Origin of the sequence: Naasia sp. SYSU D00948 (genome assembly GCF_017916515.1) — a bacterium.
Taxonomy (GTDB): Bacteria; Actinomycetota; Actinomycetes; order Actinomycetales; family Microbacteriaceae; genus Naasia.
This window is the reverse complement of record NZ_JAFMTA010000001.1, coordinates 962,942-978,119: the sequence shown is the minus strand read 5'-3', so window position 1 is coordinate 978,119 and position 15,178 is coordinate 962,942. Positions and strand designations below refer to the sequence as shown.

The window sequence follows — 15,178 nt, the reverse complement described above, 5'->3', positions numbered from 1 at the left end:
GGGCCCGAGTAACATAACTATCTGAATCCCCTGTAGTCTCATCCGGTTTGCAGCCTGCGATCCGGGGGATTGCACGAGACGTCCTTAAGGAGGACAAACAGTGGCCAAGGCCAAGTTCGAGCGGACCAAGCCGCACGTCAACATCGGAACGATCGGTCACGTCGACCACGGCAAGACCACGCTCACGGCGGCGATCACCAAGGTTCTGCACGACCGCTACCCGGAGCTCAACGCCGCTCGCGCGTTCGACTCGATCGACAACGCTCCCGAGGAGCGTCAGCGCGGCATCACGATCAACATCTCGCACGTCGAGTACCAGACCGAGAAGCGTCACTACGCCCACGTGGACGCCCCCGGTCACGCCGACTACATCAAGAACATGATCACCGGCGCGGCTCAGATGGACGGCGCGATCCTCGTGGTCTCCGCCACCGACGGCCCGATGCCTCAGACGCGTGAGCACGTGCTGCTCGCCCGCCAGGTCGGCGTGCCGTACATCGTCGTCGCGCTGAACAAGGCCGACGTCGTGGACGACGAGGAGATCCTGGAGCTCGTCGAGCTCGAGGTCCGCGAGCTGCTCTCCAGCCAGGAGTTCGACGGCGACAACGCCCCGATCGTCCGCGTGTCCGCGCTCAAGGCGCTCGAGGGTGACCCGACCTGGGCCGCCACCGTCGCCGAGCTCATGGAGAAGGTCGACGAGTTCGTGCCGGAGCCGGTGCGCGACACCGACAAGCCGTTCCTCATGCCGATCGAGGATGTCTTCACGATCACCGGTCGTGGAACCGTCGTCACCGGCCGTGTCGAGCGCGGCGTCCTCAAGGTGAACGAGGAGGTCGAGATCGTCGGCATCCGGCCCGGCAGCACCAAGACCACGGTCACCGGTGTCGAGATGTTCCGCAAGCTCCTCGACGAGGCGCGCGCGGGCGAGAACGTCGGTCTGCTCCTTCGCGGCACCAAGCGCGAGGACGTCGAGCGCGGCCAGGTCGTCGTGAAGCCGGGTTCGGTCACGCCGCACACCGAGTTCGAGGCGAACGCGTACATCCTGTCCAAGGACGAGGGTGGCCGCCACAACCCGTTCTACGCGAACTACCGTCCGCAGTTCTACTTCCGCACCACCGATGTCACGGGCGTCATCACGCTGCCCGAGGGCACCGAGATGGTCATGCCCGGTGACACCACCGAGATGAGCGTTCAGCTGATCCAGCCGATCGCCATGGAGGAGGGTCTCCGCTTCGCGATCCGCGAGGGTGGCCGCACCGTCGGTGCCGGCACGGTGACGAAGATCGTCAAGTAGTCCCTGCGACTGCGACTCGACGGGGTCGGGCCTTCGGGCCCGGCCCCGTCCGTCGTTAACCGTGTTCCCCGTTGCGCGGATCAGGAGATCGCGCCCCGTTCAGGATGGACCGCGCGTTTCCGGCGCGGTTCAGGAGGACACGCCGTGCCGTGGCGAGGCGGTCCTGATCGGCGCAGCACCCCGGCGGGCGCTCGGCGCGTACGGCGTCCCTCCCGCGGCCCCGTAGCCTGGAGGGGATGTCAGCACTGCCTCAGGCGTTCCGTCCTGCCCACGTCGAGCCCCTTCCGCTCACCGAGCTGGCCGCGGCGCTCGGCCTCGAGGGCGATCCGGGCGACGCCGCCGTGACGGGTGTCAGCCTCAGCAGCGCGGCCACCCAGCCGGGCGACCTCTTCGTCGCCCTGCGCGGCGTGCGGCAGCACGGAGCGGTGTACGCGGCCGATGCCGTCCAGGCCGGCGCGACCGCCGTCCTCACGGACGCCGAGGGCGCGGAGCAGGCGCGGGGAAGCGGCGTCCCGGTCCTCGTCGCCGCCGATCCGCGCGGCGTCCTTGGCGAGGTCGCCGCCGCCGTGTACCGCACCCGCGACGACCGCCCGCTGCTGCTCGGCGTCACCGGCACGAACGGCAAGACGTCCACCACGCACTTCATCGCGGGCATCCTCGACCAGCTCGGCGTCTCGGCCGGCCTCAGCTCGACCGCCGAGCGCCAGGTCGGCGCCGAGCGCCGGGTCGCGGGGCTCACCACTCCGGAGGCGACCGAGCTGCACGCGCTCATCGCCCGGATGCGCGAGGCCGGCGTCCGCGCGGCGGCGATCGAGGTCAGCGCCCAGGGTCTTTCGCGGCACCGGCTCGACGGCGTCCTGTTCGACGTGGCCGGCTTCACGAACCTCAGCCACGACCACCTCGACGACTACCCCGACCTCGACACCTACTTCGCGGCCAAGGCGGTGCTGTTCCAGCCCGACCGCTCCCGTCGCGCGGTGGTGTCCCTCGACACGCCCTGGGGCGCCCGGGTCGTCGCCGAGTCCGGAGTGCCGACCGTCACCATCGCGCAGGCGGACCGCGGGCCGGCGGACTGGACCGTGCGCGTCACCGAGGAGGTCCGCACCCACACGGCCTTCGACCTGGTCGCGCCGTCCGGTGAGGTGCTCTCGACCCGGATCCCCGTGCTCGGCCAGCACATGGCCGCCAACGCCGGGCTCGCCGTCGCGATGCTCGTCGAGGCCGGGTTCTCGTTCGACGAGCTCCGCGGCGCCCTCGGCGGCCCTGACGGGATCGCCGTGCACCTGCCCGGTCGCACGGAGCTGGTGTCCGGTCCGGGCGCCCCCTCCATCTACGTGGACTTCGGGCACAGCCCGCACGCCTTCCGCGAGACGCTCGCCGCCGTCCGCGCGGTCGCCACGGGCCGCGTGATCATGGTGTTCGGCGCCGACGGCGACCGCGACACCACGAAGCGCGCCGACATGGCTCGGGCCGCGGTCGAGGGCAGCGATGTCCTCGTGATCACGGATCACCACCCCCGCTTCGAGGACCCGGACAGCATCCGCGCCACGCTGATGGCCGCGGCGAAGGAGGCCGCACCGGAGCATCCCCTCTACGAGGTCGGCGATCCGAAGCAGGCGATCCGGCTGGCGGTGTCCCTCGCGAAGCCGGAGGACTCCATCCTGTGGGCGGGCCCCGGCCACCAGAACTACCGCGACATCCGGGGCGTCCGGACCCCGTACTCGGCACGGCACGAGGCGCGGTCGGCGCTGCAGGAGGCCGGCTACGCCGCGGCGCCGTCGAGGGATCTCGCGTCCTGATCGGCGGCTCCGGGGGCGGGGCCGGGCTCCCGGCGTCCTGATACGGCGTTCCCGGCGTCCGGACCGGCGCTCCCGGCGTCCGGGCCGGCGCTCCCGGCGTCCGGATCGGCTCAGATCCCTTCCCGATCGGATCGCGTCGCCACAGCCTGCCCCTTGGGGGGGTCGCCTAGAATCGGCGACATGCCAGGCCGGGTCCTCGCGGGGACGCTCACGACGATCGTCCTCACCGCGGTCCTGCTCTTCCTCGGAGCGGGACTGCTCGCTCTGGGCGCCGCCGCGTCGCCGGGAGCCGCCTTCCTCGACGACGGCCCCCGGGCCGTCCTCACGTTCGTGGGGCTCCCGTTCGCGATCTGGGCCGTGGTGCTGGTGCTGGTCGATGTCCTCGTGCGGAACCGCACCGTCACCGTGCGCCTGCTGATCGGGATGGGCGTCACGCTCATCGTGGCCGCGCTGACCCTGGGCTTCTGGGTTGTCTTCGGGCTCTCCCAGGGCGGCTGGGCCGCGTTCGTGATGGCCATCGCGGCCGTATACGTCGCCCTGTTCTGCGTCGCCGGGCTCGTGTCGCTCGCCCTGGCCCACCTGGTCCTGTTCCGGCGCCGTCCCGCCGTGGGCGTCGCGGCCGCCTGATGGTCCGCCTCCGCCGCTCCATCGTCGGGGCGAAGGACGGGTACACCCGGCGCCGGAGAGGCAAGGGCTTCTCCTACCACTCCCTGACGGACGGCCGTCCGGTCACGGATCCCGAGCTCAAGGAGCGGTTCGACTCCCTCGGCATCCCGCCGGCCTGGACGAACGTGTGGATCGCGCCGTACGACAACGGCCACATCCAGGCGATCGGCTTCGACAGGACCGGGCGCAAGCAGTACATGTACCACCCGTACTGGCGGGAGAAGAAGGACAAGGTCAAGTACGACCGCGCCCTGCGGCTCTCCGAGGTGCTGCGGACGGCACGCGCCCGGGTGACCAAGGACCTGCACTCCGAGGGGCCGACGAAGGAGCGGGCCCTCGCAGCCGCGTTCCGGATGCTCGACAACGGCTCCCTCCGCGTCGGGTCCGAGCAGTACGAGAAGGAGCACGGCAGCCACGGCCTCTCGACGCTGCTCGGCTCGCACGTGACCGTCAGCGGCGATGTCGTGAAGCTGCGCTTCCCCGGCAAGAGCGGGCAGGAATGGGACTCGGACCTCGAGCCCGACGCCGACCTCGCGAAGGTCGTCCGATCGCTCAAGCGGCGGGGGCCGACCGCGCGGCTGCTCGCGTGGAAGGACGAGCGCGGCTGGCATCCGCTCTCGGCGGCCGACATCAACGACTACGTCCGGGAGCGGACGGGCGGCGACTTCACGGCGAAGGACTTCCGAACGCTGCACGGGACGGTGGAGGCGGCGAAGAGCCTCGCCGAGCAGGGACCGCAGCCGAGCCCGGCGAAGCGCAAGAAGGCGGTCGCGAAGGCGATGCGCGACGCGTCCGAGGTCCTCGGCAACACCCCGACGGTGGCCCGGGCGAGCTACGTGGACCCCCGGGTGGTGGAGCACTACGAGAAGGGCGAGACGATCGACCCGGACCGCCCGAAGCAGGCGGAGAGCGAGGTCCGCGCCCTCCTCTACCCGGGCGACTGACGCCGCCGGCGGCCGCGCCCCCTCCGGTGCCGAGCGCGGGTTGCGTCGAGCGCGGGTTGCGCGTCGACGAGCGCGGGTTCCGTCGAGCGCGCCGCGCCGAGCGCCGAGCGCGCCGCGCCCTCCCGGGCGCCCGGTGCGCCCTCCCCGGCGTCGAGTGCGCCCTTCCCCGCCGATTGCTCCTCGCAACGCCGGGCGCGGCCTGTGGCAGGGGTGCACTGGGTGCTCCCGGGTGCACTGAGCAACACCGAGTGCGCCGCAGAAGGATGCGTCAACGCGATCTTCACCGCTTGGGTTTCCCCGCCCATGCGGGCCCCCCCACTATCCCGCCGGATGCGTCCTTCCTCGCCGGATGCGCCTCTCCTCGCCGGATGCGTCCTTCCTCGCCCGGCGCTCCACGCAGCACCGACGGCGCCTCGTGCCCGAGGTGCAGTAGGCGCGTCAGGGTGCACTGAGCGATACTGAACGCCGGGGGACGAGGATCAGACGATCCTCACCGCCTCCGTCGCAGCGCGACCACCGGCTCGCTCCTCCACACGCGGATCTCGCGCCGGCGGCCCACCGCCTCGCGGACCGGCGGTTGACACCGTCGAGAGCCGAAGAAGATCACCGCGTGGAATCCGACGCGCCGCTGATGACCACCCGACTCCTCCGAGCGACAGGGGAGGAGCATCCGGAGCGCCGTGCGAAAAGTGGCGGGGATCTCGAGCGACTCCGCCGCGGCATCTATGCCGACGCCGGCACCTGGCGGACGGCCGGCCTCGATCAGCGGTACTCGATCCGGATCCGGGCCGCTGCGACGGCGCTCCAGGGGCCGCTGGTCTTCTCGCACGAGTCCGCCCTCCGGATGCTCGGGCTCCCCTCGCTGCGGCCGTGGCCCGCACTCGTCCACGTGGTCGTGGGACCGACAGCCGGGGGCAGGAGCAAGGGCGACGTGGCTCGTCACAGTGTCTCCGTCGATGCAGTCGACGTCGTGCCGGTGAACGGACTGCTCTGCACCTCGCCCGCACGGACCGCGCTCGACATCGCGCTCGGCCGGAGCTTCGCCGAAGGCGTGGTGGTGGCGGATGCCGTCTTCGCACGCTACCCGGGATCGAGGGACGACTTCGCGGAGCTGCTTAGCCTGCTGCCACCGGGGAGCCGAGGCATCCGCCGCGCTGCTCGCGTTCTCGGGTTCGCCGATCCGCTGTCACAGTCAGTTGGAGAGTCCTGGTCTCGGGTCGTCATCGCGGAGCTCGGGTTCGTCGCGCCCCGGCTGCAGGCGCCCGTCTATCTGAGCCAGCGGTGTGTCGGCGTGGTGGACTTCGAGTGGACCAGCGAAGGCGTGGTCGGCGAGTTCGACGGCAGCGTCAAGTACAAGCGCGACGAGTACCGGAAGGGTCGCACGCCCGAGCAGGTCGTCATCGACGAGAAGAACCGGGAGGACGACATCCGTCGCGTGCGCAAGCACGTCGCGAGGTGGACGTGGGACGACCTCCGTGACCGCCGACGGCTCGACTCGATTCTGGCCAGGGCGGGAGTGCCGCGCGTTCGCGGGCGCTGAGCGCACTCGGCGTGCACGAGTGCGCCCCGCCCCACCGAATGCGCCCGCTGCACTGGGTGCACTCGGCGCGCGCGGGATCGCTCGGCGGTAGGAGGGGCATTCGGCGGTGCGGGAAGCGCTCATGGAGGGGAGCGCTCGGCGGGTGCTAAACGCACTCGGGGTTTCCGAGTGCCCCCCGAATCACCGAGTGCGCCCGCCGCACGAGGTGCACTCGGCGCGTGAGGGATCGCTCGGCGGTAGGAGAGGCACTCGGCGGGCGAGGGAGCGGTCGGCGGTAGGAGAGGCACTCGGCGGGCGAGGGAGCGGTCGGCGGTAGGAGAGGCACTCGGCGCTACGGGGAGCATCGCTTCGGGAGACGCCACGCCCACCGACGCCGCCACCTTCGCCGCGTCCGTCGACGCCGCCACTCCGACGCCGCCACCTTCGCCGCGTCCGTCGACGCCGCCACTCCGCCGCACCGCCGGCGCCGCGACGGCGCCGCCACTTCGCCGCACCACCACTCACCACCTCCACCGCCGCCACTTCCCACCGGCACGAACGGGGGCGCGGACACGGGAACAACGGTGCCGCAGGGCCGGTTGCACCCCTCGGAACGGCCACCGGAGACGGCAGCCGACCGCCGCTCAGCACCGCCGCGACCGGGCGCGACACGCCCGGGTTGCAGGGTCACGAGGGCGGAGGCTAAACTCTTCTAGTTCCACATCCCGGGGTGCAGTGCGAGGCGCGCGCTCCGGGTCACTGCCAGGCAGTGCATAGCTCCCCCGGACGGGACGAGGGCTAGGCCGCAGGCAGGAGAACAGGCGCTCCCTCCGCCGCGTGCGGACCGGTGAGTGCAGGCCAGCCACTCCAGAACATCTCGGTGCGCGTCCGCGTGCGCCGGAATCCGGTGCGGCCGGCCCGTTGACAGAAGAACAGTGCTGCGAGCTTCCGTGTGCCGTCAGGTGCACGGGCTTCCGGAGGGCCGCGAGGCCCGAGGGAACGAACACGACGCCACGACCGAGGGCGTGAACGACAGCAGTGCACGACCTCGGGTCGTGAACGACAAACAGCGCGGACCGCCAGGTCCGCAGCGAATCAAGAGAGCGAGTGACAGATGGCCGGACAGAAGATCCGCATCCGACTCAAGTCGTACGACCACGAGGTCATCGACACCTCGGCGCGCAAGATCGTCGACACCGTGACCCGTGCGGGCGCGAGCGTCGTCGGACCGGTTCCGCTGCCCACGGAGAAGAACGTGGTCGTCGTGATCCGCTCGCCGCACAAGTACAAGGACAGCCGCGAGCACTTCGAGATGCGGACCCACAAGCGCCTGATCGACATCATCGACCCGACGCCGAAGGCGGTCGACTCGCTCATGCGCCTCGACCTCCCCGCCGACGTCAACATCGAGATCAAGCTCTGACGCCCAGAGCGAATCACTGAGGAATCGCATGTCTACCGCCACCAGGACTTTCAAGGGTCTGCTCGGCACGAAGCTCGGGATGACCCAGGTCTGGAACGAGCAGGGCAAGCTCGTGCCCGTCACCGTGATCCAGATCACCCCGAACGTCGTGACCCAGATCCGCACCCCCGAGGTCGACGGCTACGCGGCCGTCCAGCTCGCCGCCGGCTCGATCGACCCGCGCAAGGTCAACAAGCCCGCCGCCGGCCACTTCGACAAGGCCGGGGTCACCCCGCGCCGCCACCTCACCGAGGTCCGCACCGCTGACGCCGCCGAGTACACGCTCGGCCAGGAGCTCGGTGTCGACGTGTTCGAGGCCGGCGCGAAGGTCGACGTCGTCGGCACCAGCAAGGGCAAGGGCACCGCCGGTGTCATGAAGCGCCACAACTTCCAGGGCGTCTCCGCCTCCCACGGTGCCCACCGCAACCACCGCAAGCCCGGCTCCATCGGTGCGTCGTCGACGCCGAGCCGCGTCTTCAAGGGGATGCGCATGGCCGGCCGCATGGGTGGCGAGCGCACGACCGTCCTGAACCTCGAGGTCCAGGCCGTCGACGCCGAGAAGGGTCTGCTGCTCGTCAAGGGCGCCGTCCCCGGTGCCCGCGGCCGCCTCGTCTTCGTCCGCAACGCTGTGAAGGGAGCCTGACGACCATGGCTTCGCTCGACATCCAGACCGCCGCGGGAACCTCGGCCGGCTCGGTCGACCTGCCCGCCGCGATCTTCGACGTCCCGGCCAACGTGCCGCTGCTGCACCAGGTCGTCGTGGCCCAGCTCGCCGCGGCTCGCCAGGGCACGCACAAGACCAAGAACCGGGGCGAGGTCTCCGGCTCCGGCGTCAAGCCGTTCAAGCAGAAGGGCACCGGCCGCTCCCGTCAGGGCTCGATCCGCCAGCCCGAGCACCGCGGCGGTGGCATCGTCCACGGGCCCGTGCCGCGCGACTACGCGCAGCGCACCCCCAAGAAGATGATCGCCGCGGCCCTCCTCGGCGCCCTCTCCGACCGCGCCCGCGGCGGCCGCCTCCAGGTCGTCGACTCGCTCGTCGGCGGGGACACCCCCTCGACGAAGACGGCGGCCGAGCTCATCGCCCGCGTCGCGCCCGGCAAGAACGTGCTCGTGGTCCTCGACCGCGCGGACGAGGTCGCCTGGAAGAGCGTGCGCAACCTCAAGTCGCTGCACGTCCTCACCTGGGACCAGCTCAACGCGTACGACGTGCTCGTCTCCGACGACATCGTCTTCACGAAGTCCGCCTACGAGGCCTTCGTCGCGGCGAAGACCAAGAACGACACGGAGGTGACCGCGTGAGCGGCTACAACAAGGACCCGCGCGACGTCATCATCGCGCCCGTCGTCTCCGAGAAGAGCTACGGCCTGATCGACGAGGGCAAGTACACCTTCGTCGTCGACCCCCGGTCGAACAAGACGGAGATCAAGCTCGCGATCGAGAAGATCTTCAACGTCCAGGTCGCCTCGGTGAACACCATCAATCGCCAGGGCAAGACGCGCCGGACGAAGTTCGGCCTCGGCAAGCGCAAGGACACCAAGCGCGCCATCGTCACGCTCAAGTCCGGCACCATCGACATCTTCACGGCTGTCGGCTAGGCCCGGGAGGAACCAGAACATGGCTATTCGCAAGTACAAGCCCACGACCCCGGGTCGCCGCGGCTCGTCCGTCGCGGACTTCGCTGAGATCACGCGGTCCACGCCGGAGAAGTCGCTGCTCAAGCCGCTCGCCAAGACCGGTGGCCGCAACAACCAGGGCCGCATCACGACCCGTCACATCGGTGGTGGCCACAAGCGCCAGTACCGCGTCATCGACTTCCGTCGTGACGACAAGGACGGCGTGAACGCCAAGGTCGCGCACATCGAGTACGACCCGAACCGCACCGCGCGCATCGCGCTGCTGCACTTCGTGGACGGCACCAAGCGCTACATCCTCGCGCCGGACCGCCTCCGCCAGGGCGACATCGTCGAGTCCGGTCCGTCCGCGGACATCAAGCCGGGCAACAACCTGCCGCTCCGCAACATCCCCGTGGGCACCGTGATCCACGCGATCGAGCTCCGCCCCGGCGGCGGCGCGAAGATGGCCCGCTCCGCCGGCGCCAGCGTCCGCCTCGTCGCGAAGGACGGCCCCTACGCGCAGCTCCGCCTGCCGAGCGGCGAGATCCGCAACGTCGACGCCCGCTGCCGCGCCTCCATCGGCGAGGTCGGCAACTCCGAGCAGTCGAACATCAACTGGGGCAAGGCCGGCCGCAAGCGCTGGAAGGGCGTCCGCCCGACCGTCCGCGGCGTCGCGATGAACCCGATCGACCACCCGCACGGTGGTGGTGAGGGCAAGACCTCCGGTGGTCGCCACCCGGTCAGCCCGTGGGGTCAGCCCGAGGGCCGCACCCGGCACCCCAACAAGGAGAGCGACAAGCTCATCGTTCGTCGTCGCACCGTCGGCAAGAAGCGCTAGTAGGAGAAGGACATGCCTCGCAGTCTCAAGAAGGGCCCCTTCGTCGACGACCACCTGCTCCGCAAGGTGCAGGTCGCGAACGAGTCGGGCAGCAAGAACGTGATCAAGACGTGGTCGCGCCGCTCCATGATCGTCCCGGCCATGCTCGGCCACACGATCGCGGTGCACGACGGCCGCAAGCACATCCCCGTCTTCGTGACGGAGACCATGGTCGGGCACAAGCTCGGCGAGTTCGCCCCGACCCGCACCTTCCGTGGCCACGAGAAGGACGACAAGAAGGGCCGTCGCCGCTAGTCGCGGTGACGAAGGAGGAGAAGAGATGGTGGAGTCGATCGCCCGCGTGCGACACATCCGCGTGACCCCCCAGAAGGCTCGTCGTGTCGTCGACCTCATCCGGGGCAAGCAGGCCACGGAGGCCCTCGCGATCCTGAAGTTCGCGCCGCAGAGCGCGAGCGAGCCGGTCTACAAGCTGGTCGCCTCGGCGATCGCGAACGCCCGAGTGAAGGCCGACGCCGAGAACACGTTCCTCGACGAGCAGGACCTCGTGATCTCGAAGGCGTTCGTCGACGAGGGCACCACGCTCAAGCGGTTCCAGCCGCGGGCGCAGGGCCGCGCGTTCCGGATCAACAAGCGCACCAGCCACATCACCGTGGTCCTGGCCACGCCCGACGTCGTCGCGGCCGGCAAGGCTGCCAAGAAGGCGAGCAAGTAATGGGACAGAAAGTCAATCCGTACGGTTTCCGTCTCGGGATCACCACCGACCACGTGTCGCGCTGGTTCTCGGACAGCACCAAGGCCGGTCAGAAGTACAGCGACTACGTCGCTGAGGACGTCAAGATCCGGCGGATGCTGCAGAACTCGCTCGACCGTGCGGGCGTCGCCCGCATCGAGATCGAGCGCACCCGCGACCGCGTCCGCGTGGACATCCACACGGCGCGCCCGGGCATCGTCATCGGCCGCCGCGGCGCCGAGGCCGAGCGCATCCGCGCCGACCTCGAGAAGCTGACCGGCAAGCAGATCCAGCTGAACATCCTCGAGGTCAAGAACCCCGAGGCCGAGGCCCAGCTCGTCGCCCAGGGCATCGCGGAGCAGCTCTCCGCTCGTGTGGCCTTCCGCCGCGCGATGCGCAAGGGCCTCCAGGGCGCCCAGCGCGCCGGCGCCAAGGGCGTCCGGGTGCAGGTGTCCGGCCGCCTCGGCGGTGCGGAGATGAGCCGCAGCGAGTTCTACCGCGAGGGCCGCGTGCCCCTGCACACCCTCCGCGCGAACATCGACTACGGCTTCTACGAGGCCAAGACGACGTTCGGCCGCATCGGCGTGAAGGTGTGGATCTACAAGGGCGACATCACGAACAAGGAGCTGGCGCGCGAGCAGGCGAGCCAGCGGTCCCAGCGTCCGGAGCGCCGTGACGACCGCGATCGCGGTGGCCGCGGTCGCGGACCCCGGACCGACGCCGGTGCGCCGGCCGCAGAAGGAGCGAGCGCGTAATCATGCTGATCCCCCGCAAGGTCAAGTTCCGCAAGCAGCACCACCCGGGCCGCGCCGGTCAGGCGACCGGTGGCACCAAGGTGAGCTTCGGTGAGTTCGGCATCCAGGCCCTCTCGCCCGCCTACGTGACGAACCGGCAGATCGAGTCCGCTCGTATCGCCATGACGCGTCACATCAAGCGTGGCGGCAAGGTGTGGATCAACATCTACCCCGACCGTCCCCTCACGAAGAAGCCCGCCGAGACCCGCATGGGCTCCGGCAAGGGCTCCCCCGAGTGGTGGGTCGCCAACGTCAAGCCGGGCCGCGTCCTCTTCGAGGTCGCCGGCGTCAACGAGCAGCTCGCTCGTGAGGCGCTGACCCGGGCCATCCACAAGCTGCCCCTGAAGGCACGCATCATCAAGCGCGAGGAGGGCGACGCGTAATGGCCGTCGGATCCAAGGAGCTCGCCCCCACCGAGCTCGACACCTTCGAGGACGAGCGCCTCGTCGAGGAGCTGAAGAAGGCCAAGGAGGAGCTGTTCAACCTGCGCTTCCAGTCGGCCACCGGTCAGCTCGAGAGCCACGGCCGCCTTCGGGCGGTCAAGCGGGACATCGCCCGCATCTACACCGTGATCCGCGAGCGTGAGCTCGGCATCCGCGCCACCCCGGCGCCTGTCGAGGCTCCCGCCAAGGCGGAGAAGAAGAGCCGCACCAAGAAGTCGGAGGCTCCGGCCGCCGATGCGGCTGCTGAGACCGCTGAGGAGACCAAGTAATGGCGAAGGCAGAGACGAAGGGCGCGGCTGCCGCGTCCGCGTCCACCGACGTGAGGCCGGGCCACGAGTCCGCCGAGCACGACGTGCGCGCCGAGGGCGAGCGCGGCTACCGCAAGGTGCGCCGCGGCTACGTCGTCAGCGACAAGATGGAGAAGACCATCGTCGTCGAGGTCGAGGACCGCGTGAAGCACCCGCTCTACGGCAAGGTCATCCGCCGCACCTCCAAGGTGAAGGCGCACGACGAGCAGGGCTCGGCCGGCATCGGGGACCTCGTGGTGATCAGCGAGACGCGGCCGCTCTCGGCCACGAAGCGCTGGCGCCTCGTCGAGATCCTCGAGAAGGCCAAGTAGGCCGGGCCCGAGCGGAAGCAGGAGAGAAGAAGTGATTCAGCAGGAATCCCGGCTCAAGGTCGCCGACAACACCGGCGCCAAGGAGCTGCTCACGATCCGCGTCCTCGGCGGCTCCGGCCGGCGCTACGCCGGCCTCGGTGACGTCATCGTCGCCACGGTCAAGGACGCGATCCCCGGCGGCAACGTCAAGAAGGGCGATGTCGTCAAGGCCGTCGTCGTGCGCACCGTCAAGGAGACGCGTCGCCAGGACGGCTCCTACATCAAGTTCGACGAGAACGCCGCCGTCATCCTCAAGAACGACGGCGACCCGCGCGGCACGCGCATCTTCGGCCCGGTGGGCCGCGAGCTGCGCGACAAGAAGTTCATGAAGATCGTGTCGCTCGCACCGGAGGTGATCTGACCCATGGCCAAGATCAAGAAGGGCGACCTCGTCCAGGTGATCTCGGGCTCCAGCCAGAAGCGCGGCGGTGACCGCGGCAAGCAGGGGCGCGTGATCGAGGTCCTCGTGGACCAGAACCGGGTGGTCGTCGAGGGCGTCAACTTCGTCACCAAGCACGTGCGCGTCGGCCAGACGCAGCGCGGCAGCAAGACGGGCGGCATCGAGACCCACGAGGCGCCCATCCACATCTCCAACGTGGCCCTCGTCGACCCGGAGACCAAGAAGCCGACCCGCGTCGGCCACCGGGTCGAGCAGGTGACGAAGGACGGCGCGACCAAGAACGTCCGCGTCCGCTACGCCAAGAAGTCAGGTAAGGACCTGTAATGACCGACACCGCTACTGCCGCGCAGACTGGTTCGCCCGCCAAGGTCCAGCCGCGCCTGAAGCAGAAGTACCGCAGCGAGATCATCGCGGCCCTCACCGAGCAGTTCGGCTACTCGAACGTGCACCAGGTGCCGGGCCTCGTCAAGGTCGTCGTGAACACCGGCGTCGGCGACGCCGCGCGCGACAGCAAGATCATCGACGGCGCCGTTGCGGACCTCACCAAGATCACCGGCCAGCAGCCGCAGGTGACCAAGGCCCGCAAGTCCATCGCGCAGTTCAAGCTGCGCGAGGGTCAGCCGATCGGCGCCCACGTGACGCTGCGCGGCGACCGCGCCTGGGAGTTCCTGGACCGCCTGATCTCGCTCGCGCTGCCCCGCATCCGCGACTTCCGCGGCCTGTCGGACAAGCAGTTCGACGGCAACGGCAACTACACCTTCGGTCTCCAGGAGCAGAGCGTGTTCCACGAGATCGACCAGGACCGGATCGACCGCGTCCGCGGCTTCGACATCACCGTCGTGACCACGGCCAAGACGGACGACGAGGGCCGGGCTCTGCTCCGCGCGCTCGGCTTCCCGTTCCGGAACCAGGACCAGAGCGCCTGACCCTCAACTGGACAAAGTCACGAGATCCGGGAATGCCGGAGCCCCTTCCGGGCTTCGGCTACTCGGACCGCAACCACCACAGGTCGTCCGCCGCGCAGTGCTCGCCACGACGGTGTCCGAAACCTGGTGAACGAAGGAAACACACTCCATGACCATGACCGATCCGGTCGCAGACCTGCTCACGCGGCTGCGCAACGCGAACTCGGCCTACCACGAGCAGGTCTCCCTGCCTCACTCGAAGCTCAAGGGCCACATCGCCGACATCCTGAAGGCGGAGGGCTACATCGCCGACTGGCGTGTCGAGGACGCGCGCGTCGGCAAGACGCTCGTGCTCGACCTCAAGTACGGCCCCAACCGTGAGCGAAGCATCGCCGGCATCAAGCGGGTCTCGAAGCCCGGCCTCCGCGTGTACGCCAAGAGCAACGAGATCCCGAAGGTTCTCGGCGGCCTCGGCGTCGCGATCCTGTCCACCTCGTCGGGCCTCCTCACGGACCGCCAGGCGTCGAAGAAGGGCGTGGGTGGGGAAGTCCTCGCCTACGTGTGGTGACCTGACATGTCGCGAATCGGAAGACTCCCCATCGACATCCCCGCGGGGGTGGACGTCACGGTGAACGGCACGGCCGTCACCGTCAAGGGCCCCAAGGGCGAGCTCACCCACGAGGTCGCCCGTCCCATCGAGGTCGCCGTCGAGAACGGCCAGGTCCTCGTGACCCGTCCGGACGACGAGCGCTCCTCGCGCTCGCTGCACGGCCTCACGCGCACCCTGATCGCCAACAACATCATCGGCGTCACCCAGGGCTACTCGAAGAGCCTCGAGGTCGTCGGCACCGGCTACCGCGTCATGGCGCGCGGCACCGACATCGAGTTCGCCCTCGGCTTCAGCCACCCGGTGATCGTGACCCCGCCCGCCGGGATCAGCTTCCAGGTGGACGGCAACAACAAGCTCACCGTCAACGGCATCGACAAGCAGGCCGTGGGCGAGGTCGCCGCGAACATCCGCAAGATCCGCAAGCCGGAGCCCTACAAGGGCAAGGGCGTCCGCTACGCGGGCGAAGCGGTTCGGCGCAAGACCGGAAAGTCAGGTAGGTAATC

Annotated in this window: 21 protein-coding genes; all 21 read left to right on the top strand. The window is 69.7% G+C overall.

Annotated features, from left to right (window positions below):
• Positions 1–100 precede the first annotated feature (100 nt).
• Positions 101–1,294 (top strand): elongation factor Tu, encoded by a 1,194-nt coding sequence (gene tuf / locus J3P30_RS04600; protein ID WP_210479784.1) that lies wholly within the window; start codon positions 101–103, stop codon positions 1,292–1,294.
• Between the two features lie 236 nt (positions 1,295–1,530).
• Positions 1,531–3,093: a Mur ligase family protein gene (locus J3P30_RS04595; RefSeq protein WP_210479783.1), complete on the top strand. Its 1,563-nt coding sequence runs from the start codon at positions 1,531–1,533 to the stop codon at positions 3,091–3,093.
• Between the two features lie 180 nt (positions 3,094–3,273).
• Positions 3,274–3,720 carry a hypothetical protein gene (locus J3P30_RS04590; protein WP_210479782.1) on the top strand — a complete coding sequence of 149 codons (447 nt, stop codon included), beginning with the start codon at positions 3,274–3,276 and terminating at the stop codon, positions 3,718–3,720.
• Positions 3,720–4,703 carry a DNA topoisomerase IB gene (locus J3P30_RS04585; RefSeq protein ID WP_210479781.1) on the top strand — a complete coding sequence of 328 codons (984 nt, stop codon included), beginning with the start codon at positions 3,720–3,722 and terminating at the stop codon, positions 4,701–4,703. Before J3P30_RS04590 ends, J3P30_RS04585 begins: the two co-directional genes overlap by 1 nt.
• A 631-nt stretch (positions 4,704–5,334) precedes the next feature.
• The gene (locus J3P30_RS04580; RefSeq protein ID WP_210479780.1) at positions 5,335–6,243 is read left to right on the top strand and encodes a hypothetical protein; all 909 of its coding nucleotides are present in this window, start codon (positions 5,335–5,337) and stop codon (positions 6,241–6,243) included.
• Positions 6,244–7,336: 1,093 nt separating this feature from the next.
• The gene (gene rpsJ / locus J3P30_RS04575; protein ID WP_210479779.1) at positions 7,337–7,645 is read left to right on the top strand and encodes a 30S ribosomal protein S10; all 309 of its coding nucleotides are present in this window, start codon (positions 7,337–7,339) and stop codon (positions 7,643–7,645) included.
• 28 nt (positions 7,646–7,673) lie between these two features.
• Positions 7,674–8,327: a 50S ribosomal protein L3 gene (gene rplC / locus J3P30_RS04570; protein WP_210479778.1), complete on the top strand. Its 654-nt coding sequence runs from the start codon at positions 7,674–7,676 to the stop codon at positions 8,325–8,327.
• A gap of 5 nt (positions 8,328–8,332) precedes the next feature.
• A complete protein-coding gene (gene rplD, locus J3P30_RS04565) occupies positions 8,333–8,983 on the top strand; it encodes a 50S ribosomal protein L4 (RefSeq protein ID WP_210479777.1) in 651 nt (216 codons plus the stop codon).
• On the top strand, positions 8,980–9,279 hold the full coding sequence (gene rplW, locus J3P30_RS04560; RefSeq protein WP_210479776.1) for a 50S ribosomal protein L23: 300 nt from the start codon (positions 8,980–8,982) through the stop codon (positions 9,277–9,279). Before rplD ends, rplW begins: the two co-directional genes overlap by 4 nt.
• A gap of 19 nt (positions 9,280–9,298) precedes the next feature.
• The gene (rplB, locus tag J3P30_RS04555) at positions 9,299–10,135 is read left to right on the top strand and encodes a 50S ribosomal protein L2 (RefSeq protein WP_210479775.1); all 837 of its coding nucleotides are present in this window, start codon (positions 9,299–9,301) and stop codon (positions 10,133–10,135) included.
• A 12-nt stretch (positions 10,136–10,147) separates the two neighbouring features.
• The gene (gene rpsS, locus J3P30_RS04550) at positions 10,148–10,429 is read left to right on the top strand and encodes a 30S ribosomal protein S19 (RefSeq protein WP_210479774.1); all 282 of its coding nucleotides are present in this window, start codon (positions 10,148–10,150) and stop codon (positions 10,427–10,429) included.
• A 25-nt stretch (positions 10,430–10,454) separates the two neighbouring features.
• Complete coding sequence (gene rplV / locus J3P30_RS04545; RefSeq protein WP_210479773.1) at positions 10,455–10,847, top strand: 50S ribosomal protein L22; 393 nt, start codon at positions 10,455–10,457, stop codon at positions 10,845–10,847.
• Positions 10,847–11,620, top strand: coding sequence for a 30S ribosomal protein S3 (gene rpsC, locus J3P30_RS04540; RefSeq protein WP_210479772.1), 774 nt, complete (start codon positions 10,847–10,849; stop codon positions 11,618–11,620). Before rplV ends, rpsC begins: the two co-directional genes overlap by 1 nt.
• Before the next feature lie 2 nt (positions 11,621–11,622).
• Positions 11,623–12,042 carry a 50S ribosomal protein L16 gene (gene rplP / locus J3P30_RS04535; protein ID WP_210479771.1) on the top strand — a complete coding sequence of 140 codons (420 nt, stop codon included), beginning with the start codon at positions 11,623–11,625 and terminating at the stop codon, positions 12,040–12,042.
• Positions 12,042–12,371, top strand: a complete 330-nt coding sequence (rpmC, locus tag J3P30_RS15360; protein WP_210479770.1) for a 50S ribosomal protein L29 — start codon at positions 12,042–12,044, stop codon at positions 12,369–12,371. Before rplP ends, rpmC begins: the two co-directional genes overlap by 1 nt.
• Entirely contained in the window at positions 12,371–12,721 is a 351-nt protein-coding gene (gene rpsQ / locus J3P30_RS15355) for a 30S ribosomal protein S17 (RefSeq protein WP_210479769.1), read from the top strand. Before rpmC ends, rpsQ begins: the two co-directional genes overlap by 1 nt.
• 31 nt (positions 12,722–12,752) lie before the next feature.
• Positions 12,753–13,121, top strand: a complete 369-nt coding sequence (gene rplN / locus J3P30_RS04520) for a 50S ribosomal protein L14 (protein WP_210479768.1) — start codon at positions 12,753–12,755, stop codon at positions 13,119–13,121.
• A 3-nt stretch (positions 13,122–13,124) separates the two neighbouring features.
• Positions 13,125–13,484 carry a 50S ribosomal protein L24 gene (gene rplX / locus J3P30_RS04515; RefSeq protein ID WP_210479767.1) on the top strand — a complete coding sequence of 120 codons (360 nt, stop codon included), beginning with the start codon at positions 13,125–13,127 and terminating at the stop codon, positions 13,482–13,484.
• On the top strand, positions 13,484–14,086 hold the full coding sequence (gene rplE, locus J3P30_RS04510; protein WP_210479766.1) for a 50S ribosomal protein L5: 603 nt from the start codon (positions 13,484–13,486) through the stop codon (positions 14,084–14,086). Before rplX ends, rplE begins: the two co-directional genes overlap by 1 nt.
• A gap of 148 nt (positions 14,087–14,234) precedes the next feature.
• Complete coding sequence (gene rpsH, locus J3P30_RS04505) at positions 14,235–14,633, top strand: 30S ribosomal protein S8 (RefSeq protein WP_210479765.1); 399 nt, start codon at positions 14,235–14,237, stop codon at positions 14,631–14,633.
• Between the two features lie 6 nt (positions 14,634–14,639).
• On the top strand, positions 14,640–15,176 hold the full coding sequence (gene rplF, locus J3P30_RS04500; protein WP_210479764.1) for a 50S ribosomal protein L6: 537 nt from the start codon (positions 14,640–14,642) through the stop codon (positions 15,174–15,176).
• Positions 15,177–15,178: the final 2 nt, after the last annotated feature.